Origin of the sequence: Lysinibacillus sp. JNUCC-52 (assembly GCF_015999545.1) — a bacterium.
Taxonomy (GTDB): Bacteria; Bacillota; Bacilli; order Bacillales_A; family Planococcaceae; genus Lysinibacillus.
This window is the reverse complement of record NZ_CP065546.1, coordinates 911,479-935,817: the sequence shown is the minus strand read 5'-3', so window position 1 is coordinate 935,817 and position 24,339 is coordinate 911,479. Positions and strand designations below refer to the sequence as shown.

Annotated in this window: 26 protein-coding genes; 21 read left to right on the top strand and 5 right to left on the bottom strand. The window is 34.2% G+C overall.

The annotated features are described in order from the left end of the window. Nucleotides 1-6: 6 nt before the first annotated feature. Complete coding sequence (gene pepF, locus JNUCC52_RS04995) at nucleotides 7-1,812, bottom strand: oligoendopeptidase F (RefSeq protein ID WP_337981586.1); 1,806 nt, start codon at nucleotides 1,810-1,812, stop codon at nucleotides 7-9. Between the two features lie 252 nt (nucleotides 1,813-2,064). Here pepF and JNUCC52_RS04990 point away from each other — a divergent pair, with 252 nt between their 5' ends. The 9 genes from JNUCC52_RS04990 (at nucleotide 2,065) to JNUCC52_RS04950 (ending at nucleotide 8,100) form a co-directional block, all read left to right on the top strand. Next, complete coding sequence (locus JNUCC52_RS04990; protein ID WP_337981585.1) at nucleotides 2,065-2,505, top strand: Dps family protein; 441 nt, start codon at nucleotides 2,065-2,067, stop codon at nucleotides 2,503-2,505. A gap of 103 nt (nucleotides 2,506-2,608) precedes the next feature. Next, entirely contained in the window at nucleotides 2,609-3,136 is a 528-nt protein-coding gene (locus JNUCC52_RS04985; protein WP_337981584.1) for a general stress protein, read from the top strand. Between the two features lie 128 nt (nucleotides 3,137-3,264). Continuing rightward, nucleotides 3,265-3,588: a helix-turn-helix domain-containing protein gene (locus tag JNUCC52_RS04980; RefSeq protein WP_172771041.1), complete on the top strand. Its 324-nt coding sequence runs from the start codon at nucleotides 3,265-3,267 to the stop codon at nucleotides 3,586-3,588. A gap of 11 nt (nucleotides 3,589-3,599) precedes the next feature. Beyond that, entirely contained in the window at nucleotides 3,600-3,950 is a 351-nt protein-coding gene (locus tag JNUCC52_RS04975; RefSeq protein ID WP_337981583.1) for an IS3 family transposase, read from the top strand. Nucleotides 3,951-4,274: 324 nt separating this feature from the next. Next, nucleotides 4,275-5,192, top strand: a complete 918-nt coding sequence (locus JNUCC52_RS04970) for a S8 family peptidase (RefSeq protein ID WP_337981582.1) — start codon at nucleotides 4,275-4,277, stop codon at nucleotides 5,190-5,192. Further along, nucleotides 5,189-6,064, top strand: coding sequence for an SAR2788 family putative toxin (locus tag JNUCC52_RS04965; protein ID WP_172771044.1), 876 nt, complete (start codon nucleotides 5,189-5,191; stop codon nucleotides 6,062-6,064). Before JNUCC52_RS04970 ends, JNUCC52_RS04965 begins: the two co-directional genes overlap by 4 nt. After that, a complete protein-coding gene (locus JNUCC52_RS04960; RefSeq protein WP_172771045.1) occupies nucleotides 6,040-6,534 on the top strand; it encodes a DUF7878 domain-containing protein in 495 nt (164 codons plus the stop codon). Before JNUCC52_RS04965 ends, JNUCC52_RS04960 begins: the two co-directional genes overlap by 25 nt. 409 nt (nucleotides 6,535-6,943) lie before the next feature. Then, a complete protein-coding gene (locus JNUCC52_RS04955) occupies nucleotides 6,944-7,393 on the top strand; it encodes a Dps family protein (RefSeq protein ID WP_172771046.1) in 450 nt (149 codons plus the stop codon). Between the two features lie 200 nt (nucleotides 7,394-7,593). Further along, nucleotides 7,594-8,100 (top strand): general stress protein, encoded by a 507-nt coding sequence (locus tag JNUCC52_RS04950; RefSeq protein WP_337981581.1) that lies wholly within the window; start codon nucleotides 7,594-7,596, stop codon nucleotides 8,098-8,100. Nucleotides 8,101-8,247: 147 nt separating this feature from the next. On the opposite strand, the gene JNUCC52_RS04945 is transcribed toward JNUCC52_RS04950, so the two are convergent. Continuing rightward, the gene (locus JNUCC52_RS04945) at nucleotides 8,248-9,147 is read right to left on the bottom strand and encodes a DMT family transporter (RefSeq protein ID WP_337981580.1); all 900 of its coding nucleotides are present in this window, start codon (nucleotides 9,145-9,147) and stop codon (nucleotides 8,248-8,250) included. Between the two features lie 134 nt (nucleotides 9,148-9,281). Between JNUCC52_RS04945 and JNUCC52_RS04940 the strand changes: the two genes are divergently transcribed. The 3 genes from JNUCC52_RS04940 (at nucleotide 9,282) to JNUCC52_RS04930 (ending at nucleotide 11,466) form a co-directional block, all read left to right on the top strand. Then, a complete protein-coding gene (locus tag JNUCC52_RS04940; RefSeq protein ID WP_337981579.1) occupies nucleotides 9,282-10,157 on the top strand; it encodes a LysR family transcriptional regulator in 876 nt (291 codons plus the stop codon). 84 nt (nucleotides 10,158-10,241) lie between these two features. Then, nucleotides 10,242-10,916 carry a phosphopantothenoylcysteine decarboxylase domain-containing protein gene (locus tag JNUCC52_RS04935; RefSeq protein WP_337981578.1) on the top strand — a complete coding sequence of 225 codons (675 nt, stop codon included), beginning with the start codon at nucleotides 10,242-10,244 and terminating at the stop codon, nucleotides 10,914-10,916. A gap of 394 nt (nucleotides 10,917-11,310) precedes the next feature. Further along, on the top strand, nucleotides 11,311-11,466 hold the full coding sequence (locus JNUCC52_RS04930) for a YezD family protein (RefSeq protein ID WP_080653350.1): 156 nt from the start codon (nucleotides 11,311-11,313) through the stop codon (nucleotides 11,464-11,466). 182 nt (nucleotides 11,467-11,648) lie between these two features. Here JNUCC52_RS04930 and JNUCC52_RS04925 read toward each other — a convergent pair whose 3' ends face one another. Beyond that, a complete protein-coding gene (locus tag JNUCC52_RS04925) occupies nucleotides 11,649-12,137 on the bottom strand; it encodes a flavin reductase family protein (protein ID WP_337981577.1) in 489 nt (162 codons plus the stop codon). Between the two features lie 625 nt (nucleotides 12,138-12,762). On the opposite strand from JNUCC52_RS04925, the gene JNUCC52_RS04920 reads away from it, so the two are divergent. Beyond that, nucleotides 12,763-13,302 (top strand): hypothetical protein, encoded by a 540-nt coding sequence (locus tag JNUCC52_RS04920; RefSeq protein WP_337981576.1) that lies wholly within the window; start codon nucleotides 12,763-12,765, stop codon nucleotides 13,300-13,302. Nucleotides 13,303-13,577: 275 nt separating this feature from the next. Here JNUCC52_RS04920 and JNUCC52_RS04915 read toward each other — a convergent pair whose 3' ends face one another. After that, nucleotides 13,578-14,735 carry an ABC transporter ATP-binding protein gene (locus tag JNUCC52_RS04915; protein ID WP_337981575.1) on the bottom strand — a complete coding sequence of 386 codons (1,158 nt, stop codon included), beginning with the start codon at nucleotides 14,733-14,735 and terminating at the stop codon, nucleotides 13,578-13,580. Between the two features lie 104 nt (nucleotides 14,736-14,839). Next, nucleotides 14,840-15,742, bottom strand: a complete 903-nt coding sequence (locus JNUCC52_RS04910; protein WP_172771054.1) for a PucR family transcriptional regulator — start codon at nucleotides 15,740-15,742, stop codon at nucleotides 14,840-14,842. Between the two features lie 351 nt (nucleotides 15,743-16,093). Here JNUCC52_RS04910 and JNUCC52_RS04905 point away from each other — a divergent pair, with 351 nt between their 5' ends. From JNUCC52_RS04905 to nagA, 8 genes are all read left to right on the top strand, one after another. Next, on the top strand, nucleotides 16,094-17,005 hold the full coding sequence (locus tag JNUCC52_RS04905) for a dihydrodipicolinate synthase family protein (protein WP_337981574.1): 912 nt from the start codon (nucleotides 16,094-16,096) through the stop codon (nucleotides 17,003-17,005). A gap of 145 nt (nucleotides 17,006-17,150) precedes the next feature. After that, a complete protein-coding gene (locus tag JNUCC52_RS04900; RefSeq protein ID WP_337981573.1) occupies nucleotides 17,151-18,542 on the top strand; it encodes an ABC transporter substrate-binding protein in 1,392 nt (463 codons plus the stop codon). A gap of 78 nt (nucleotides 18,543-18,620) precedes the next feature. Next, nucleotides 18,621-19,493 carry a carbohydrate ABC transporter permease gene (locus tag JNUCC52_RS04895; protein WP_172771057.1) on the top strand — a complete coding sequence of 291 codons (873 nt, stop codon included), beginning with the start codon at nucleotides 18,621-18,623 and terminating at the stop codon, nucleotides 19,491-19,493. A 12-nt stretch (nucleotides 19,494-19,505) separates the two neighbouring features. Then, entirely contained in the window at nucleotides 19,506-20,345 is an 840-nt protein-coding gene (locus JNUCC52_RS04890; RefSeq protein WP_172771058.1) for a carbohydrate ABC transporter permease, read from the top strand. 27 nt (nucleotides 20,346-20,372) lie between these two features. After that, entirely contained in the window at nucleotides 20,373-21,062 is a 690-nt protein-coding gene (locus tag JNUCC52_RS04885) for an N-acetylmannosamine-6-phosphate 2-epimerase (protein WP_172771059.1), read from the top strand. 33 nt (nucleotides 21,063-21,095) lie between these two features. Next, nucleotides 21,096-21,989, top strand: a complete 894-nt coding sequence (locus tag JNUCC52_RS04880) for an ROK family protein (protein ID WP_337981572.1) — start codon at nucleotides 21,096-21,098, stop codon at nucleotides 21,987-21,989. Between the two features lie 16 nt (nucleotides 21,990-22,005). Further along, nucleotides 22,006-22,860 (top strand): MurR/RpiR family transcriptional regulator, encoded by an 855-nt coding sequence (locus JNUCC52_RS04875; RefSeq protein ID WP_172771060.1) that lies wholly within the window; start codon nucleotides 22,006-22,008, stop codon nucleotides 22,858-22,860. A gap of 74 nt (nucleotides 22,861-22,934) precedes the next feature. Beyond that, nucleotides 22,935-24,128: an N-acetylglucosamine-6-phosphate deacetylase gene (gene nagA / locus JNUCC52_RS04870; protein ID WP_337981571.1), complete on the top strand. Its 1,194-nt coding sequence runs from the start codon at nucleotides 22,935-22,937 to the stop codon at nucleotides 24,126-24,128. Nucleotides 24,129-24,339: the final 211 nt, after the last annotated feature.

Sequence of the window (24,339 nt, the reverse complement as noted above, 5' to 3'; positions counted from 1 at the left end):
AATCTATTAAGCATCAATCTCTTCTGTTAGTCTTTCAAGTTCATCTATTAAATGACCAATGTAAGCAATCGTATCACGTAGCGGCTGGTCTGTTGTTACGTCCACGCCTGCCATTTGGGCAAGCTCAACAGGGGATTTTGTGCCACCTGCTTGAAGAACAGTTAGCCATTCGTCTACTGCAGTACTGCCTTCTTTTAAAATACGTTGCGATACTTGTGTAGAGATTGTTAGCCCAGCACTATATGTGTATGGATATAAGCCCATATAGTAATGAGGCTGGCGCATCCACGTAAGCTCTGCACCTTCTGAAATGTTAACAGTATCTCCCCAGAATTCTTCTAAAACTGAACGTTTTAATTGGTTTAAGACAGTTGCATTCACAGAATCACCTGCGTCTACTAATTCATAGACTTTACGCTGGTATGCTGCTTCTAATAAATGCGTAACGAAGTTGTGATAATACGTTTTCGATACGATGTTTGAAATGACCCAACGTTTGAAGCGTTTATCGTCATTATGTGTCAGTAAATAGTTTGCTAGCAACATTTCATTCATTGTAGATGGTGCTTCAATAAAGTATAGAGAAGGGCGACTATTTAAATAAGATTGATGTCCATGCGCATTGACAAAATGGCCTGCGTGACCAAGCTCATGAGTCAGCGTAAATACTTCATTCATACGTTCATTCCATGACATTAAAATATAAGGATGACTGCCGTACGGGCTTGAGCAAAATGCACCTGTAGATTTACCCTTATTTGGTGCGTAATCAATCCAACGCTCGTTGAACGCTCTTTCAATCATTTGCGCATAATCTTTACCCATAACAGCCAATGATTTTTCAACATAATCTTTTGCTTCTGCCATTGTTAATTTTGGATCATAGCTTGGATCAAGCGCTATTTTTAAATCAGCAAATGTCATTTCTTCTAAACCGTGCGCTTTTTGCACAAGCTTAGCATAACGACGCATATGTGGGGCAAGTTCCTTTGTAATAAGATCAATTTGACGATTATAAAGTGAACGATCTACCTCTTGGTCAAACAATAAGTAGTCAATAACAGAGTCGAAGCCACGTAAATCAGAAATCGTTTTTTCTTGCTGGATATGTGTGTTATACACTTTTGCCGTCGTATGCTGATAGTCACGGAGTTTATTAGAAAATGCGTTGAAAGCTGCATGACGTATAGTTGTATCGGTTTCAAGTTCCCAATCATTTTCGAATAAAACATAGCTTAGGGGATGCTTCTTACCATTTGCCTCGAACTCTCCAAAATGCATATCCACAAGCTTTGTCGTGTTATAGATTTCATATGGTGCTTCAAACGTAGAGCTTAATGCAGCGAGCGTTTTTTCTACTTCTGGATGCAATTGATGAGGCTTTTGCTTTAATAGCTCTGTAATATAGCGATTATAAAGCGTACTTGATGCTGCAGCCTCCTCTAAGATGGCTTCATCCAATGCAAGCAATTCACTTTGTACAAATGCAATGGAGCTGCTAATTTTACCAACTGCTGTCCCAAATTTCGCTGCACGCATTTGTGCGACCTCATCCGTACGATCAGCCTGGATATTTAAACTTGCATATGTTCCGATTGGGACAATCCCTACTTGTAATGCTTCATAAGCTGTAAGTACATCAATTACTTTTTGAGCATCTGTAATTGTACCTTTATATGTGTTTTCAAATTTTACTGCATCCTCAACAAACTGAGCTAATGCAGGTTCAAAATCAGCATCATTTTCAAGTAAATCTTGTAAATTCCATGTTTCCTCTATTGCAACATCTTTGCGTAATGGTAATACTTCCATGTAAGAACACCCCTTTTAACGTAAGTGATACCATTATAACGAAACTATTTCGAAAAGTGAAATAATTATAGACAGAAGTTTTAAAAATTAAAAGCTATCTTTTCATGCATAAAGTCAGTCAACTTTGAAAAATAATATGCAATGTGTGAAATCAAATGTTTGAAAATGTGTCATTGGGGAAATATGAGGTATAGCCAATACACAATGTAACGCATACTAAAGGCTAGTATATGAATTATTGGAGGAGATATTATGTCACAAAATTTAAACAAACAATTAAATAAGCTGGTAGCTACATGGTCTGTACTATATACAAAATTGCATAACTATCATTGGTATGTAACGGGCAGTTCATTTTTTACACTCCACGCAAAATTTGAAGAGTTATATAATGAAACAACATTAAATTTAGATGAGATCGCAGAACGTATTCTTTCAAAAGATGGAAAACCAGTTGCTACTTTAAAAGAGCACCTTGAACTTTCTTATATTGATGAAGCAACAGGTAAAGAAACAACAGAAGAAATGGTTGCAACAACTATTTCAGATTTTCAAAAGCTAATGAAGGCTTTAAATTTTGCAATGGAACTAGCAGCTGAAGAGGGCGACGATCGTACAGAAGATTTACTAAATGCGATGTATCAGTCACTTGAGAAACATGCTTGGATGTTAAAGGCATATCTTAACGAATAAAAAATGAAATGAGATCACTAAGTAATTATGAACAAAAAAGGTAAAGGCAATTCCTCTGATACGCACGTGTCTTGAGTGGGCCATAAAATAGGAGGACAAGCGCATGAATGAACAAAATCCACATATTGAAGTGGCACACTCGAAAGAGGAAATGCTAGCAATATTAACAAATATGTATAGTCAAGGCTATCATACAAATGATATCCATATTATTGCCAAAGACTCTACGCCATTTGAAGACATTAAATGGGAAACTGATGTGAAAACACATGAGGCAGGGAATTGGGTAGATCAATTTAAGTCATGGTTTACAGGTGACTCTGCGGTAAAGGAAGGCATTAAGCGCTTTCATTTAACAGAGGGGCAGACGGCCTATTATGCAGAGCTTGTTGAGCATGGTTCCATTGTTATATTTGCTGAGAAGGCAGATACGGATGGCCCATTAGAAATAGCGGTCGACCAAGAGGGAAACCCATATCGCCATGATCCGCTTGAGCCTCGCATGACAGCACCAGAACCATTTATTGATACGATTGATAACGTCGAGACACCTCAGCAGCGGGAAAATCGATTAATTGCTGAAGAAAGTATGGAAGAAATGGAACATTTGAATAGAAACAAAACAGAGTGAAAATACCCCCTTCAACTGACGAAGGGGGTATTTTTTATATTTTAAGCATTAATGAATATGTTGTTCTCGTTCATTCCATTAACAATTATAATAGAAAAAATGACGGATAAACTGAAAGGAAAGCACTTATGCCAAAGGGAAGAAAAACGACCTTAGATGAACGAATTCAAATTGTTTTATTTTGTTTAAAGAACGACAACAATTATCAACTAACAGCAAATACGTATCAAGTATCGTACCAACAAGTTTACCAGTGGGTAAAAAAATATGAGGCGGGTGACGAACAATCGCTGAAAGATAAGCGTGGGCGAAATAAAGAAGAACATGAACGAACTGTAGAAGAGCAATTCAAGGTAGAAATAAAACAACTTGAACATGAAAATGAACGACTACGTACAGAAAATGCATTGTTAAAAAAGCTAGAGGAGCTCGAGGGGAGGAAAGTAATGTAATTAATAAATATATGGCCGTTCAAGCATTGCATCACAACGACAACTTGTCCATCTCACTACTATGTGAATTCGCAGGGATTGCACGCTCTGCTTACTATAAATGGACACAGCGTACACCAACGACAAGACAACAGGAAAATGACGAGATTTTAAAAGAAATACGCGAGCTACATGAAAAGGGACAAGCGAACTATGGCTATCGCAAAATTCAGCAGCATATGAACCAGAAATTTAATAAACAATTTAATCATAAACGGATTTTGCGATTAATGAAGCAAGTAAGCTTTCAAATAATAAGTAGTGAAAATCAAATGAAGGCTGCCATGAAAAGGTCTAAGGAAAATATATTAGATGATGAGTAGACACAGTGGGAAATTTATGATTAAGGTTAATGCCAATAAAACTTTCATCATTTAAAGCTCAAAATGCTAGTATTCTAGCGTTTTGAGTATTTTTATTTTCCAGAGGATTATTGTTTAAAAATTATCTCTCAAAGTTTAGATGTAGCTCATATTTTATAAAAATAAAAATAATTCTTAAAAATGTATTGACTTTTAAAGGTGAAATAATTATAATGCGGTTAAAATATTTCCTAGTTTGAAAATAGAAGGTTCTTTTAAGAAATTCATAAAGACTATTGGTGTTTTTTGATTATATTTTTTTGCAGAGTTCATGTGTAGAAAGAGGTGAATGTTTTCAAATCTAAAAGAATAAAATTTGTTTTTTTAGGTTCTTTACCTATTTTATTTTGTATTTTTTTATTTGCCAAATTGGATAATAATAGTTCTGATTTAAGCTGGTCAGAAAAAATTGTTGGTTTTGATAAAAATGAATATGATATACCAGTAAAAATAGCTATTTTAGATAGTGGCATAAATAAAGAGCATTCTGATTTACAAGATGTAGATTTTATAGAATATAATGCGATTTCTAAAAAGAAAGAAAAAGTTCAAAAAGTTCATGATGATTATGGACATGGTACAGCTATAGCTGGAATTATTGCAGCTAAAGGAGGGAAAGTAAAGGGGATTTTAGCTAATCCTATAATTTATGATGTTAAAGTAATTAATGAAAACGGAGAAGCTAAATTAGACACAGTGATAGAAGGGATTAATTGGAGTATTAAAAATGAAGTTGATATAATTAATATCAGTTTTGGCTTTATCAATGATCGTAAAGATTTAAAAATTGCTATTGAAGAGGCTATAAAAAGTGGGATTATAATTATTGCTGCAGCAGGGAATACTATGGGGATTTCAGTTGACTATCCGGCTAAATATGATGGGGTACTTTCTATAGCATCATTAGATGAAAACTTAAAGATTGATTCATATTCTGCTATTGATAAAGTGGATTATTCAGCTCCTGGTGTTGATATTTTATCAACAAATAAAGATGGGGATTATGAGTTGTTTTCAGGAACTTCTTTTGCGACTGCCTATGCAACTGGAATAATTGCTTCGATATTAAAACAAGAAAATATTGAAGAGAAAAAAGATTTATTAGATGTTATAGGCAATTATATTGTGAATATAGGAAATGACAAAGGATATGGAAAAGGGCTATTGACGCTTAATAAAAATATTTTGGAGGAAAGGAAATGAAAAAATGTTTAATCCAATTATTAGTTGTAGCTTTAGTATTTAATATAACATATTCAGCGATGGGTCTTGCGAGCAATTTTAGTGATGATTCTATTGAAGCAAATGCGAGAAAAATTGATTTGGATGTAGACTATAGTGTTAATGAAATATCTTCAGAAGATAGTAAGTCTGTTTATCGTATCAATGTCGAAGACGACTTGGGCATTAGCAATAAAAATTTTGAAATGCAAGTAGAAGAGTTTTCAATGAATGAAATTGGAATAAGTTCGCATTTGATTTCAGAATATTTTGATTTTTATTCATATATGCATATAAACATTGATTCTGGTGAGATGTTTGTTAATTTAAAAGAAAATGGAAAAGACAGAGAGTATGATTTAATCTTTGTGGAAATCGAAGGAGAAAATTTCAAAGCACTTCTTGTAGATAAAGATACTGAAGAGGTATTCTTAATGAATACAATTGATGCAAATGCATCAGCAATTCCAGTTTTAGCTATTGTTATTCAACAAGGTGCAAGATGGGCCATTAAAAAGTATGGAGAAAAAGCACTTATAAGTGCTTTTGGAAAATATGCTCTAAGTAATGCAATAAAAAAATTGCCCAATTTCATTGTTAAAAATAAACATTTGAGTAGTAGTACTAGCAATTGGGCAAAATTTAATACTAACAGTCAGACAACTGCCAAAGGTTGGATAAAAGAAGCATTACAGAAAGCCTCGGTTTCAGATTTTGAAATAAATTATAATGATAAATTATCATTTAAGTTTGACGTAAATCTTAATAAAAAAATAGGTACAAAAGGTGAAACAAAAATAAGAATAGTGATAGGATATGATGGTAATATATGGACGGCATTTCCAGTAAAATAAAATTTGAATATGAATTTTTAAGTGAATCAGATGCCATTTCTAATAAAGATAAGAGAAATGTTTCGTTAATCTTGGGAGTAGAGGCTATCTTTAAAATTAAAATTAATGAAGCGTTATATTTTGAAGAAGAACTAGCTTTTTTAGAATTTTATAAGTCTCTGTATGTGTGGAAAGAACGTATCAAAGAAATTGAAAGGTTGGATTTCCATTATTATTCAGTAGAGTATGATGATTATAAAGATGGAGCGATTATTTCTTTGATACCTTTTTCTAATAAAGCTAGGTTAAAATCCATTTGGGCAAAATCTAATGTTTATAATGTTTTTGACTTAGATTATATTGTTAATGAATTTTTAGTTTTAGAGAAAAAACTTAAAGAAGATATTGAAAGCTATTTTAATATTGAATTAGGCAAGTTTATTAAACATATTCCATATAGTAAGCAGTTATACAAATTTGATATTGAGTGATTTGTCAATTCGATAACTTAAAAACAGTAGCCACCGATCAAATAAAATTGATAGGTGGTTTACTAGTTTAAAAATATCTTTTATTTATTGAATATTAAAACTAAACTAAATCATTTTCAGAAAGTTAATCGATAAAAGTTGCTTCCGAATCACTCCATTTATAATAAACCAATTTTAAATTATGTCCAATCATTTCAAATTCTTCATCACTAAAATAGGACGCTATTTTAAAATAATACTATTTGGCGTTCTGTTTATTAAATTCACCAAACTAATAGTGTATTGAGTATTAGGAGTTTAACTAGAAAATTTTTTTATTTTTTATTCTATTTAATCTGTATACTTGAAAGGGTTCGACAAAATGTTGCATACTAAAAATCTAAAAATACTATAATTTGGAGGGGTAATTATGCCACAAGATTTAAACAAGGAATTGAATAAACTCGTCGCAACTTGGTCAGTACTGTATACGAAACTACATAACTATCATTGGTATGTAACAGGTAATGCCTTTTTTACACTCCATGCAAAATTTGAAGAATTATATAATGAAATTACAATAAACTTTGATGATACGGCAGAACGTATTCTATCAAAAGGTGGAGAGCCGGTTGCCACGTTAAAAGAATATCTCGAGCTATCACATGTTCAAGAAGCAACAGGTAATGAAACAGCTGATGAAATGGTAGCAACGATTGTTTCAGACTTCGAAAAACAAATGCAGGCTATTAATAATGCTATGCAGCTAGCGGCACTGGAAGGGGACGATCGTACTGAAGATTTACTAAATTCGATGTATCTTTCCCTTGAAAAACATACTTGGATGTTAAAAGCCTTTCTTGATAAAAAATATGCATAATTAACATTTGCACTTGGAGTCTAGTGAATCGCTCCAAGTGCTTTTTTTATATCAATAAATAAAAATATGACAAAAACACTACAGAAGGCAAAACGCTATGACAAATATTACAGTTATATAAAGGATATATAAAAAGGGTTTTTTGTGAAAGGTGGGGGGTACATACATAGTAAGCCTTACAAAATTAGGAGGAATTGAACATGATGAATGAACAAAACCCAAAAATTGAAGTTGCACATACGAGAGAAGAGATGTTTCATATTTTAAAATGTATGCGCATGGAAGGTTATAACACAGATGAAATTCATATTATTTCTAGAGAAGCACACGAAATTGATGATGTAAAATCAAATGTTGATGTGAAAACACATGAGGCAGGTAACTGGTTTGACCAAATTAAATCATGGTTTACAGGTGAAACAGCTGTGACGGAAGGTTTAAAACGTTTTGATCTGACAGAGGGGCAAACAGCTTATTACGCTCAACTTGTAGAGGAAGGTGCTATCGTTTTATATGCGGAGCATGATGATGTAAATCCTTCAACGTCTACACTGATTGCAGATTCGAAACGCGCTCAACTTGACCCATTCGATACACATGTAACGCCACCTCAATCAATCGTAGACGAGACACCTGAACAACGCGAAGAGCGATTAAAAGCTGAAGAGCAAATGAATGAAGCTGAACAAATGAGAAGATATTTATAGATGTAAGTGGCTAGAGTTTAACTAGCTTGCAAAAAAAGTAAAAAGTGAAATGGTATGCACTCCATTTCACTTTTTACTTTTTTATTAACAAAAAAGAAAAGACTCTGAGAAATTTAGAATATTTCTAGAGCCTTCGTATATTTAAATTCAATGCATAACTTTTTCTTGTTCATGTTTTCGCATAAATCGTAGAATGTGAAGTTGTTCAAATTGTGCGACAAGATTACCTATTAAAATAAAGCTTCCACCGATCAGTAATTTAACCGTTATGCCCTCACCGATAAACATCATGGCAAACATCGCTGCAAAAATAGGTTCTAATGAGAAAATAAGTCCTGTATGTGTAGCAGAAGTGTACTGTTGTGCAACAGTTTGACCAACGAAGCAAAATGCACTACAAATAATTCCAAGTCCTAGGATGGCAATCCATGAAGTAGTTGAATTCGGAAGAGTTGGTGTTTCAAAAAGTAGTGTTAAAACAAGCGCATAAATGCCAGCAAAACCGAGTTGGTATATGCCATAGGAAATCGATTCTACATTACGTGTGAAATTACCATTTAATAGTAGGTAAATGGAATAACACAACGCTGCGATTGCGACTAATATATCACCTGTTTGAAAAGTAAAAGAATGTTGGACTGTTAAAACCGTAATACCAATCATCGTGCTAACAATTGCAAAACTTACTGCTTTTGAAGGCAATTTTTTCTCGATAAAGCTACTAAAAATAGGCACTAAGACTACTGTAAGGCTTAAAATAAATCCAGCATTTGAAACGGAAGTTGTCTCTAATCCAAATAAGCTCAGTGCAAATACTATGAATAATAGCAAACCTTGAATAGCTGCATATTTCAATGTTTTAAAATTGACTTTTAGCATACGTTTATAAAAAATAATGCCTGCTGCCAAAAAAGCGATAATACAGCGTAATGCTACTACGTTAAAGACAGCTAATGTTTCAAGTCCCATTACCATAAACGTATAAGACAATCCCCAAAACATTGTTACAATGACCATTAATAAATTTGCTTTTCCTTGATTACTCATTATGCACCTTCTATCTCTGTGTACTAAAACAGTTTCATACTAAAATTTACTATATATCTTGTATTGTGATTAGTAAAACGAATGTTTATAATGATTAATATTAAAAAAATTCATGTATATATGAGGGAATGTGAATGAGTTTAGTCAAATATGAGATTTTAAACAAAGTTGCAGAAGTTTCCAGCTTTACGAAAGCTGCAGATGCACTTGGCTTAACCCAATCGGCAGTTAGTCATGCTGTTTCCAGCTTAGAAAAAGAATGTGGCTTTGCCCTTATTCATCGTAGTCGTACAGGTGTGACATTAACGAGTGAGGGTCAAACAATGCTTCGGGCAATGCGAAATGTACTCGATGCGGACGAATTATTACAACAAGAAGCGGCACATATTTTAGGGGTAACCCGAGGGAAATTACGAATCGGTGTTATTTCTAGTATTTCTTCCAACTGGATGCCAGAAATTATTCGTATTATGGACAATCAGTTTCCAGGTATTCAAGTTGAGTTACGTGAAGGCGATTATTATGAAATCGAACAGTGGCTACAAAGTGGAGAAGTTGATGCTGGTTTTTTAAATGGACAAAAATCGGAGCAATTTCAATTTATCGAATTAGTCCAAGACCCACTTTTATGTATAGTTTCCGATCAAAGCTCTCTTTACAATCGATCAGAAATTGATATTACTGAACTAGAAGACATGCCTTTTATAATGACGTCGTATCGAGGTACTAATGATGTAAAAGTAATTTTAGAGCAGTACCATGTAAAACCGAATATTCGGTTCGAGCTATCGGAGGAGGTTGGAATTATTTCAATGATTTCACACGATTTAGGCATTTCCATTTTACCTCGATTAGTGATTAACCGACTACCGTCCTCATTAAGGGCTATCCCACTAAAGCAAGGTGGTTATCGTACGATAGGACTGGCAATGAAACATCAAGCCTCACCAGTAACGAAAAAGTTTGCGGAAATTTTAAGCGTGTGGCTAAAAGAACAAAATAAGAAATAGGTTATTTAAGCTTTTTACGTTAAAATAGAACATGTAGATTGGATATCAATTAGTTATTAGTTTGAAAAGAAAAGGTGAGTGTGAGTGGGGACATTACAAGGAAAAACCGTACTCATTACAAGTGGGGGAACACTTGAAAAATGGGATCGTGTGCGCGGGCATACGAATTTATCGAAGGGTTCTATGGGCTGCTATTTGGCTGAAGCAGCACTAGAAGCTGGAGCGGACGTTATCTATATGTATGGTTATTTTGCGCAACTGCCGATTAATCAACATAAAATGCGTACAGTACGCTTTGAAGGTATTGAAGATTTAGGTGACAAGGTTCGCCATGCTGTACAGGAAGAACAAGTAGACATCGTGATTATGGCAGCGGCAGGTTCAGATTGGGTCATTGATAAAGTGTACGATCAATCAGGGAATCTAATGGAAGGTGCAGGGAAGATGCCATCGGACGAGCCCCCTGTGATTCATTTTAAAAAGGCGCCAAAAGTGCTAGGGCAAATAAAGAGTTGGCAACCTAATGTCACGTTAGTAGGATTTAAGCTAGAGGCTACGGATGATGAGGAGTTTTTACTGTCCCGTGCACGTCTTCGTATGGAGACAGCGAATGCGCAATTCATGGTTGCTAATAGCTCGCAATCACTGTATGGCGGACAAGAGCCACATTGGATAGTGCCTGCACAAGGACAACCGATTAAAGTCATTGGTAAACAAGAAACTGCAAAAGTGTTAATGGAATACTTGCTAAACGAATAATGTGCAGCTGTGTAGAATATATAATTCTGCACAGCTTTTTTCATGTATTAACATTTATTTTATTGCTTTTAAGGAAAAATAGGATTTTAAGATGGAATGTTGAGAAATCTTATAGCAATAAAATGTACCTTTTTTCTTAATTTCATAGTATTCGACTAGGTTTTGTAATATTTATATTGACAATGGGTTTTCTGAATTATAGAATTATTTCCAAGAAACGTAATGCTCTTATCGTGTGAGGTGTGAGGGACTAGTCCCAATGAAGTCTTGGTAACTCGATTAATCGTTGCTAAATCCAACTGGGTTATCGAAGAGATAAGGGGAGGCATCAAATCTTCTTGATGCGTAGATCTCTTTTATACACAAAAGTATGAAAAAAGAAGGGGTGTATCGTATGTCTCAACTGTCAAAGATTGATGATAAGAAGTTAGAAGTAATTGCGAAGGCCATTCAAAATTTAGAATTTGGGGAAGTGCAAATTACTATTCAAGATGGTGTGATTGTCCAAATTAATCGACTTGAAAAGCAAAGATTTCCACAGAAAAAGTGAAGCTCTACAACAACTAAATGAATTAACTCGGGGCCATTTTAAGCATAATATCCCGAATGAATGAGCAACACATTTTAAATTTGGTCATGATCCAGTAGGATGCTTGAAGGATAGCATTGTATGTAACGGTAAACAAAAAGTAGGTATCTCAAAGAAAATTTTGAAATACCTACTTTTACATATTATTCGTAAAAACTCGTTGGGATTTGACCAATGTGTCTTCGATGATAGAGCAAAGGTTCCTTTTGGGCATTATCAATTGCTAGCACATGACCAATGAAAATTGTATGGTCTCCTGCATCGACTTTTTTAAATGTTTCGCATTGCAGCGTAGCTAAAGTATCATGTAATATCGGCAAACCATGTAAAGAAGAAGACCATTTGACTTGCGCAAATCGGTCAGGGATTTTACTTGAAAATACTGTACATAATTGTGTTTGATCGTTCGCTAAAATATTAACCGCAAATTTGTCCGCATTACAAAAAAGCGGATGCAGTTGGGATTTTTTGTCCAATGACCATAGGATAAGGAGCGGATCTATGGAAACAGATGCAAAGGAATTGACCGTTAAGCCAATCGGTTCATTCACATCATTGTAAGCTGTGACAACTGTGACACCTGTTGGATAATTACCTAAAGCCTGTTTAAAAGCAGTTACTTTGTCCGTCATACAATCACCTCTTATTATTTTATGGAGAAAACGGGTTGTTTGTTCTTACTCATTTTTCTGTTGCTATAAAGGAAAGCCTACAAAATAATCCAGCAACTGTAAAGCGTATATTATTCAGTTGTTATAATATAAAAATTTCTAAAAAGAGAAAGAGACCTTAAATATGGGTATTTGATATAGGTTTTTAAAGAGATACATTATTTATTGACTATATTAATGACATATGATAATATTCCCGCAAGAATTTATAATTATAATTTTCTGAAAAATTTTATTGTATTTACTTCATAAAAAAAGCTTGATTTATTGATTCTTCGCCTATCGAATGAGTTAAGTATTTTCAAATCATTTATAGCCAAGCAATATTGTTTCAAACCTTCAACTTCTATCAGCATATACTAATATTCTTGAAGCAATAAAAGTATTTGCAGATAATAGTTCCTTTATAGTTAATAGCATATGTATTTAAGGATTTCTTATTAACCCCTATTACGATATTAGCCAAAAAAGGAACAAATGGTATGTTCAGAGTAGAGGGACAAGTAGATGGTGTTAAATACGTATTAGGGATTAAAGAGGGGCATATTAGACAACTATATCTAAAAAACTAATGTGAGGTGAATATATGATGGAAGTAGTAACAATTAATGAATTTGTTGTAAAAAGAATTATCAATGATTTGGAAGATGCTGTCAACAATCCTGATAAATATACGATAAGCATAAACGATAATTGGGATGAATTTGTTTCTTTTATCAATAACACTCAAAATAAATATATAGAAGAAGACGGTCTTCTTAGACTTGATGGTGGGTTATCGATTAAATGCTATAATAAAGAAATTTTAGGTGTTCGATATTGGGACTATCTCCCTGAGCTATGGGGATATATTGTCAATGTGATTGAAGATTACTTAGAGGATGGCATTGGGAAAAGTTATTTTCCTGATCAACCAGTTAAAATACAATTAAAGCAATTAAAAAATAAAAAAGTACAATTTTTATTTGATAACGACGATCATGTGTTAGAATTTGAACAAAAAATGCTATTAGGTATCTTTTTAAATCGTGCTGAAGTCTTTTTTACAGTTCTTGTAAAAGAACTTGATTTGACTAAATATAGCTACGAAATTGAAAAAATTCAAAAATTAAAAACCCGTATTTGAATCGATTTATATTGAGTATAACTAATCTTCTGCCTTTGGACCGTCGCTATCGTGCATTTTGACCGAGGAAGCATCATCGTAGCGAACATCTACGACAATGCAAAAAAGTGTTAGATTGACTGCAATCAATCTAACACTTTTTCTATACCTTTGATGTCCGCTGCGGCGGTGTTTTCCGCTCAGCACAGTAAGCCGTAACCCTTGCTATTGTGCAGAGTGCCTCCGCCTTTCATTGTGTGCTGTTATGAACAGGAGTCACCAACTTCGCTACCATCTTAGCCAACAATAACAGGCTTTTCAGTGCCTTCGTTGCCTTTGTTTTGTCCACTATTACCTGGAATAATACGATTCTCCGTATCTTTATCGAAGAAGTGGACTTTGTTCATATCCAATGCCAGTGGCAATACTTGGCCTGGTTTAGCAGTGGCATTGGAATCTACACGTGCAATAAATTGATGACCTTCAATTTGTGAATAGAGCATAATCTCTGCGCCCATTAATTCAGCTACTTCAATTGTTACATCGACTCTTGAACCTGGAGTTGATTCGATAAATGCTTGTTCATCGTGGAAATCTTCAGGACGAATACCCATAATAACTTCTTTATTGTTATAGCCTTGCGCAAGTAAGTCTTTCATTCTTTCTTGTGGCACAGTAATGGACGTATTCCCAATGTGGAATTTGCCATCTGTAAGTGTACCTGTAAAGAAGTTCATAGCAGGGGAGCCGATAAAGCCGCCGACAAATACATTATTCGGTTGCTCATACACTTCTTTTGGTGCACCTACTTGTTGAATAATGCCATCTTTCATAACAACGAGGCGAGTAGCCATTGTCATGGCTTCTGTTTGGTCATGTGTCACGTAAATTGTCGTTGTTTGTAAGCGTTGATGAAGTTTTGTGATTTCAGCACGCATTTGTACGCGAAGTTTCGCATCCAAGTTTGATAAAGGCTCATCCATTAAAAAGACTTTTGCATCACGCACGATGGCACGTCCTAAAGCGACACGTTGACGTTGACCACCTGAAAGTGCTTTCGGTTTACGATTTAAGTATTCTTCCAGCCCTAAGATACGCGCTGCCTCGTTCACGCGGCGATTAATTTCATCTTTCGGTAATTTGCGCAGCTTTAAGCCAAATGCCATATTTTCAAATACGCTCATATGCGGGTATAGGGCATAGTTTTGGAATACCATGGCGATATCACGATCTTTAGGCGCTACATCATTCATTCGCTTTCCATCAATGATTAAATCTCCCTCTGAGATTTCTTCTAAACCAGCAACCATACGCAATGTAGTAGATTTACCACAACCTGAAGGACCTACGAATACAATAAATTCCTTATCTTCAATATCAAGATTGAAATCCTTTACCGCCGTGACATTTTTGTCGTAAATTTTAAAAATATGTTGTAATTTTAATTCTGCCAATATCTTCATCTCCCTTATGTAACTGTTTTTTTAGAGTATATGAGAAAAATATGTAAAATGTATACGTATACATTACACAAAACAAGTTTGGGCACATTGTACAACTATTGATAATTTTCAGATTTCAACAGTATCATAGCAAGAGAAACAAAAGCAGCGTTTGCGAAGGAACGAATATCTATTCCAGTGTTTTCAATAAATTTATCCAATCGATACTGCAAGCTATTGCGATGGATGTACAGCTTTTTGGCTGTTAAAGAAGCATTTAAATTACATTGTAAAAAAACTTGAATCGTATGAAGCATCTCTTGCGCTTGGATACTTTCTATAAAAAGATCAGATAGTATATCCTTTTTTACGCATGACGGCGACTGAATCATTAATAGTGGTAAAGCTTCGTAAAACGTAATCGTTTTTTCACGATTTGCATATCGATGAATTGTATTAAAGCATTGAAATTCATAATTAAATTTTTCTTTTAGTAGATGATTAACTTGGTGTAGTTGGCCAATATAACTATCAATTTTAACAAAAAAATCACTAGTTAACGTGTCACTTAGTTGATTGAATGACTCTTGATCGAAAACTACTTGTGGCTTTTCATCTATTATCAAACCTTGTGTTTCATTAATCATTAAAATAATGGGTTGCTGAAATCCGCCAATAATCGCTTCTTTAAAACTGTTAAAATCATCAATGGGTTGTTTCAGATAGAAATAAAAAAAACGTAATGTTTTTACATCCTGTAAAAATGGTACCTCTTTTGCATCATTAAATAAAAAATCATACCATCGCTGTTGATTTTTCGTATTATTTTGTTCGACATTAAGAGTCTCAATAGGATGGAATAAAGTTTTTAACAAATTATGTTCGGAATTGGATAGGGCAGTTTTAACGATGCCAAATTTCTTACCATCTTCTGTTTGGAACCAATATCGATTATTATCTTGCGCATTATATGTAGTCGTAAAAGCCGTTTGAAAAAGATTTTCTAGTTTTTCAAGCATTTGTTTCTCCTTTTTAGACTGATTGTAAACAATTTTCAGCCTAACTGTAAAACAATATCGCTAATCACTCTTTACTTTTAATGACAAGAAGCACTACATAACAGCTTGTTTAAGTTGTTTAAAGTAGCATTTAAAGGGTAAATCTTTTTTTATGCATACAAAAGGTGAAATTTTTCTCCAAAAAATAAAAAAATAAAGAAAATTATTTACATTTTATTTTGAATTGTTATAATATTAGTTGTAAGCGTTAACAGTTAGTGGTGTAGAGTTAAGGTTTATGTATTGTCATATTTATTCGTGATGTAATATCACAAATTGGCTTTATTAAAATTATATAGGTGGTGTTCAAAGTTGAATTTAGAAAAATATAAAGGTATCATTCCTGCTTTTTATGCTTGTTATGATGATCTAGGGGAAATATCGGAGAACCGAACAAAAGAACTTTGCGATTATTTATTCAACAAAGGCGTTAAAGGGCTTTATGTTGGTGGAAGTTCAGGGGAATGTATTTATCACAACCTTGAAGAAAGAAAAGCAACACTAAAATATGTAGCAGAACATGTCAAAGGGAAGCTTACGTTAATCGCTCATGTTGGGGCACCATCGACAAGGGATAGTGTAATTTTAGCAAAATATGCTGAGGAATTAGGGTACGATGCGGTCTCTGCCATTCCACCTATTTACTTTAAGTTTTCTGAAAGTTCAGTTTATAAATATTGGACTGAAATTATGGATGCAACGAATATGCCATTTATTATTTACAATATACCTCAAACAACAGGTTTTGATCTTTCGATTAATCTATTTAAGAAATTATTAGAGAATAAGAAAGTGATAGGGGTAAAAAATTCGTCAATGCCAGTTATGGATATTGAAAGATTTAAGTCAACTGCAGGTGAAGATTTTATTGTATTCAATGGACCAGATGAACAATATGTAGCTGGCAGAGTAATCGGTGCAGATAGTGGAATTGGTGGAACATATGGTGCGATGCCGGAACTTTTTATCAAGGCTGAGGAATTTGTATCGAATGGGGATATCGCAAATGCGAGAAAAATTCAGCATGATATTAATGATATTATCGTTGCTTTATGTTCTTTAAATGGCTCCATGTATTCAACAATTAAAGAAATTTTAAAATTAAATGGGGTTACTATTGGCAGTGTAAGAGGCCCATTAGAGCCAGTATCAGGTGAGGATTTAAATAAAGTAGCAGGCATTAAAGCGTTCATCGATCAAACAATAATAAAGTATGAAGAGTAGATTCAAAGCTTTTTGAATTTCTTAAAGCTATGGAGTAATTGAAGTTGTTTCACATAATGGGGGAAGGTCACAAGCTTATTACACGGGCTTGTCTTTCATAAAGGTAATGTTAATTTGTAAATACAATTATTAAGGGGGAGTAGTTATGTTTAAAAGGCGTTATCTAGCAACCACAATAGCAATTTTGTTTGTACTCTCAGTGCTAGCAGGTTGTACAAGTAATTCTACAGATAGTTCTAAATCTAGTTCTTCTGATGAGGTCGAACTAAAAGTTTGGTTAACTCCACAATGGAAAGGTGTTTTAGATTCTTCTGAAGATGGAGCAGATTATGATAGCTTTTTCAAACATGCAGGGGAGCGATTCGCTGCTGAGTATAAAGACCACAAAGTAAAAGTTAATGTAGAAGTTATTGCAGGAGATCAACGTGATGAGCTATTGAACGTAAGTCTTAATGGGGGAACACCTCCAGATGTATTTTTTGAAAGCGTGTTTGCTATGGGGGACTATGCTCATCGAGGTGCACTAGTACCATTAAATGATATCGTTGATGATGAATCGAAAAGTGATATTGCACAAGGGTATTGGGACAGCGTGACATTCGGTGATGATGTTTATTTCTTCCCATTTTCTCATAACCCAGGTACTTTAACGTACAACGCAGATATGTTTAAAGCTGCTGGATTAGATGAGTACATTGGTGGAGAGCATGAAATCAAAACTTGGACTCTAGCAGATTATGAAAAAATTCTAAACAAGTTAAAAACAGATTTACCAAAAGATAAATATTCAAATGCGTATCCAATGGGATTATACGCGCTAAATAATCAAGGTGATACTTGGAATCTTGCTTATTTAAGAATGTTTGGTAATCAGTTCTTTGATAACAATGGAAATTTAATCATTGATGACGCAAATGGTGTAAAAGCTGCAAATTGGTTAAAGAAAATATATGATGAGGGCTTAACAAACCCAGGTGCAGAATCTGTTTCTTCAAACGATGTGAATGCGATGTTCCAAAATCAACAACTTGCAATTAGTTTTACAAACGCAATTTTATTTAATAATGCATTGGCTGATATGGAAAGTGGAAAAGCGCCTAAGTTTGATATTAGACTGGCTAATATTCCATCTGATGGTGGGGACCCATTAACATTTACTTATGTAACAGGCGCAGCTGTATTTGATACAAAAGATGAAACAAGAATTAAAATTAGTAAGGATTTCGTGAAATTTATTTCAACAGATCCTGAACTTGTGAAAGCATCTAAAAATGGTGTACCAGTTAGAACAACGGTTGCCGATGAGTTTAAATCAGAAAAGCCTTACTTCGAGGCGTATTCTGCAAATGATCCGTACATGTTTAATTTCACTGGAAATGTACCAGGATACAGCCAATTAAGACAAGTTTTATATCCAGAATTACAAGCTTTATATACTGGTGGTAAAACGGCAGAAGAAGCTGTGAAAGATTACCAAACAAAAGGTAATAAAGTTATTGATGAATCGAAAGAAGACTCTGTAATTTATAATAAATAGCTCTGCGCGTATATAACTTTACAACAATTTAAGCCCCTTTATTTCGGGGCTTAAATTGTAGAAAGGTAAATGATACCGATGAAAATCAATAAAAAATCTTTTAAAGAAAATATGACAGGATACTTGTTTATCGGACCCCAAATTTTACTGTTTTTAGTTTTTTTAGTTTACCCTATCATTGAAGGGATTCGCTTAAGCTTATTTAAGATTAACTATCAAAATGAAATATTTGTAGGGTTTGAAAACTATCGAAAATTGTTTAGCGATCCTGTCTTCGTTCAATCTACAATCAACACCATTATTTTTGTTGTATTCATTGTGGCATTAACAGTCATTTTCGCTCTGTTTGTTGCCTCTACAGTTTTTGATAAAAATGCAAAATACGTGTCCTTTATACAAGGAGCATATTATATTCCAGTCATGGTTTCGATGGTTGTTATGAGTATGATTTGGAGTTTTTTGCTAAATCCTGCCAATGGTCTTATACCATTTATAGCGAGAAAAATGGAAACCTCAGTTAACTTTTTAGGGGATACACATTGGGTACTTCCAGTAATTATTTTTGTAACCTTTGCAACAAATGTAGGGCAGGCAATCATTCTTTATATTGCCTCTATGATTGGTGTGCAAAAGGAACTTTTTGAAGCCGCAGAAGTGGATGGTGCAAGCCGATTGAAAATAATATTCAAGATTATTATTCCAATGGTAAAACCAACAACGATTTACATTATTATTATGAACATTATTGCTGTACTCAAAATATTTGTCGTTATACAGCTATTAACAGGTGGGGGTCCAAACAACGCCTCAACGACACTTATGTATTACTTATATAATAATGCATTCAAGTATAATCAGCTTGGTATTGCTTCTGCAGTAGGTGTAATTATGTTCCTCATTACATTAGTGTTATCTACTCCACAGCTAAGAGCTATGTTTAAGAAGAATTAGAGGTGAATGAGTATGTTAAGAAAAAAGAACAAGAGAAAAAGAGAAAAAATAGAAATTGTAACAAACTGTATTGTTATATTTTTCGCTGTTTTAAGTCTTTTTCCATTATATTGGCTTGTGACGAGTTCTTTAAAGAACAGTGCTGATGTTGTGAAAATGCCACCAGATTGGTTTCCTAAAAGCTTAAACTTTAGTAACTATGTAGATGTCTTTAATAATCAGCCTGCGCTAACATGGACGTATAATAGTTTATTTGTAGCGTTGATGTCTACATTTGCTTTAATTGTTGTTAGCTCCCTTGCAGCGTATGCATTTTCACAGCTAAAATTTAAAGGGAAAAATGTTATTTTCATTATTTTTATTTCAAGTTTAATGATTCCAAAGGAAGTTATGATTGTTCCGCTGTTTAGAATTATTCAAGACTTTAATATGGTAAATACGTTAAGTGGCATGATTTGGCCTAACGTAGCTACAGCATTTGGTGTGTTTTTACTGAAAGGATTTTTTGATACCATTCCTGATTCATTACGTGAAGCTGCAAAAATTGATGGTGCCAGCGAATTTCGTATATTTTATAAAATTATGCTGCCATTAGTGAAACCTGGTATTGGAGCATTATTTATTCTTAATTTTGTTCAAGTTTGGAATGATTACTTATGGCAACTCGTTGTAGGTCAAGATGTTAACTCAAAAACACTAATGGTAGGAATTGCAACTTTAATGCAAGACTTGAATCCAAACTTTGCTTATAAGATGGCAGGTGCTACTGTAGCAGCAATTCCGATGCTACTAATATTTATTTTCTTCCAGAAGTATTTTACAAAAGGAATTACGATTGGGGCAGATAAGTAATATGATTATCCATGGAGATGTATGCAAATGAATAAAAAACAGAAAGTTTTTGATGAAATTAAAAGACAACTGATTGTTTCATGTCAGGCACTTCCAGAAGAACCTCTTCATAGCTCTTTTATTATGGGGAAAATGGCGTATGCGGCGATGCTTGGAGGGGCTAAGGGAATTAGAGCAAATAGTATTGAAGATATTAGAGAAATAAAGAATATGGTTGACCTACCCATTATTGGTATTATTAAAAAAACAACTGACGGATCTGACGTGTGTATCACACCGACAATTCAAGAGGTCGAGTTGCTTTACCAAGAGGGGGTAGATATTATCGCGCTTGATGCAACGAAAAGAATTAGACCTGATGGCACTACAATAAGCGAATTATTCCCTGAAATTAGAAAGAAATATAAAGATCAAATTTTTATGGCGGATTGCTCAACGTTTGAAGAGGCTAAAGAGGCGTATGAATTAGGTTTTGATTGCTTAGGTACAACATTGAGTGGTTATACAGAGTATACAAATGATAAAAAATTACCTGATTTAGAGTTAATTAATAGACTAATTCAAAATTTCCCTATTCCTGTCATCGCTGAGGGCGGCATTTGGACGCCAGACGAACTAAAGCGTGTTTTTGATCTTGGTGTTCATACAGCAGTCGTAGGTACTGCTATTACAAGACCGATGGAAATTACTAAAAGATTTGTAAGTGCGATTCAATAAATTTAGAGTAAATTAGATTGTCAGGCTAAAGGGATGAGTAAAGTGAAAATATTAGCAGCTGATATTGGTGGCACATCGATAAAAGTGGGCATTTCTGATGAAAATGGGCAAATAGAAGTATTTAAAGAATATGATACAGAAAGTAAAAAAGGTGGAAAGTATTTAGTTGAAAAACTAATTAAGATAATAAATGAGTATCAGGGCTTTCATGCAATAGGTATAAGCACTGCAGGACAAGTGAATAGTACTGATGGCTCAATCATTTATGCTAATGATAATATTCCAAATTATACTGGTACGCAACTAAAGACTATACTTGAAGATCATTTTAGCGTGCCTGTTAAAGTTGAAAATGATGTAAACGCTGCTGCATTAGGAGAAAAGTATTTCGGTGCAGCAAAGGACTATAATGATTTTCTTTGTTTAACATATGGTACGGGTATTGGTGGTGCCATCATAATAGACTCTAAAATTTATAAAGGACATAATGGATTGGCGGCAGAATTTGGGCATGTTATTACCCATCCATTCGGTGAAAATTGTAACTGTGGTAAAAATGGTTGTTATGAATCGTATGCATCTACAACCGCTTTAATAAAAAGAGCACAGGAAATAAACGCTGACTTTATAAATGGTAGAGTCATTTTTGAAAGAATGCAACAAGGGGATAAAAGTTTAGAAAAAGTTCTTCAAGATTGGATTTTAGAAGTAGCATTAGGTTTAACTTCCTTCATTCACATTTTTAATCCACAAGCAATTATTATAGGTGGTGGTGTGATGGAGCAAGAACATCTCGTTAACAATATAGCGGATAAAGTTAAATTGTTTATGATGGAGAGTTTCTCGGATGTAAAAATCATGAAAGCCTCTCTTGGAAATAAAGCTGGCATTCTTGGCGCAGTATCACTTCATTTAAGAGGCGATTAATAGAAGGAGTACTAATATGGGAAATCAAGATATATTTTCACTTATTCATTCGAGATACAACTCTTTTACTAATACGGAAAAAAAGGTAGCGGATTATATTCTCGAAAATATAAAAGATGTCATTTACATGTCCATTACTGATTTAGCTGATGCGTGTAATGTAGGCGAGTCAAGTGTGTTTCGATTTTGTAAAACGATGGATCTTAAAGGGTATCAAGAATTTAAAATTATGTTAGCACATAGCATTACGCTTGATAATGAAACACCGCAACTTTCCAGTGCGATTACGATGCAAGATACAATTGCAGAACTATCATCGAAGGTTTTATCGTCAAATGTTCATGCGTTGACTGAAACCTATAATTTATTATCAGAAAGTGATATTGCGGAAGCTGTCGAGTGCATGATAAACGCTCAAAGAATACACTTTTTTGGCGTTGGTTCTTCCTTAATGACAGCAATGGAAGCAAAAAATAAGTTTATGAGAATTACCAATAAAACGGAGTGTTCAGTGGATTCTCACCTTCAAATTATGTCTGCTGCTTTAATGACAGAGCAAGATGTAGCTGTTCTAATATCTTATTCTGGTTCAACGAAAGATACGATTGAAGTGGCAAAAGTAGCAAAAGAAAGAGGGGCAAAAGTTATTTCAATAACGAGATTTGCCAAATCTCCTTTGACAAGTTTCGCCGATATAACATTGCTTTGTGGTGCAAATGAAGGGCCACTGCAAGGGGGCAGTTTATCTGCAAAAATATCGCAGCTCTATCTTCTAGATTTACTTTATCTTGAATACTTCAAGAAAACGAACAAAGAATCAGTTCATAACAAAGAACTAACGGCGCAAGCAGTTATTGAAAAGATGCTTTAGAGGGAAGCTAGGGGATGCTAAAAGCTCTTACAATGTGGAATAGCTAAGCTAAAAGAATGGAGAGGTAAGATAGAATGGATCAATCAATTGTTTTAATCAATGCAAAAATTTATGCAGAAAATCAGATTATTTCAGATGGATTTATTAAAATTGATGGAATGAAAATTGAAGAAATCGGCTGGATGACTCACTATAAAGCAAATGATCAATTCTATGTTATCGATTTACAAGGACAAACAGTCATTCCTGGCATGATTGATATTCATACACATGGGACGTCTGGCGCTGATGTAATGGATGCAGAAATTGCATCTCTGGAAACAATTGTCCGAGCTTTGCCACAGGAAGGGACAACAAGCTTTCTAGCAACTACAATGACCCAATCTGATGAGAATATTTCCAATGCATTGAAAAATGCAGCGAGCTTTATAAAAAATCATCAAAAACCAGGACAGTCTGAGGTGCTTGGGGTTCATCTTGAAGGGCCATTTGTGAATCCTCGTATGGCAGGAGCCCAACCTGTTGATTTTATTATCGAGCCCGAAATTCCACTTTTTGAAAAGTGGCAAAAACTAGCTGGAGGAACTATTAAACTGGTTACATTGGCTCCTGAGCAAAAGGGTGGAATGGAATTAACTCGATACTTGAATGAAAATGAAATTGTCGTCTCTATTGGCCATTCAAATGCGACATTTGCAGAAGTAAAAATGGCAATAGGGGCAGGTGCTTCGCAAGTAACGCATTTGTTTAATCAGATGAAAGGATTGCATCATCGAGAGCCTGGTGTTGTAGGGGCAGCTTTGCTTCTTGAAGAGTTATATGCAGAGTTAATTGTAGATGGAATTCATATATGCCCAGAAATGATTCAATTAGCTTATCAAAACAAAAAAAGCGAAAAACTAATTTTAATTACAGATTCCATGCGAGCAAAATGTTTAAAAAATGGCAACTACGATTTAGGCGGTCAAAAGGTTATTGTGAAAGATGGAATGGCTGTTTTAGAAAATGGCACATTAGCAGGCAGTGTTTTAAAACTAAGTGATGCGCTAAAAAATATGCTGAAATATTGTGATGACTGTACGCTTGAGGATGTTATTAAAATGACAGCAACTAATCCAGCAAAACAGTTACAGATTAGTGATCGTAAAGGTAGCATTAAAGCTGGAATGGATGCAGATTTAGTTGTGTTAAACAATGATTATGATGTGCTAATGACATTTTGCAGAGGAATTTTATCTTATCAAAAAGAAAGCTCGATGGTGGATTAACATTATCTACCTTTAACTAATTTTTAGCGATTAGACATCTAAAGAATTTGCCTTAGCAGACTATTAATAGTGGACTAGATTATAGGCAATGGGTTAACGAAGAACGCGAAAACTTTCTTGAAACTATTCATTTACATAGTTTTGAAATTTTACGCGTTCTTAAACAAATTATTGATAAATTTCTTTTACGACTACCAATGCAGACTTTATA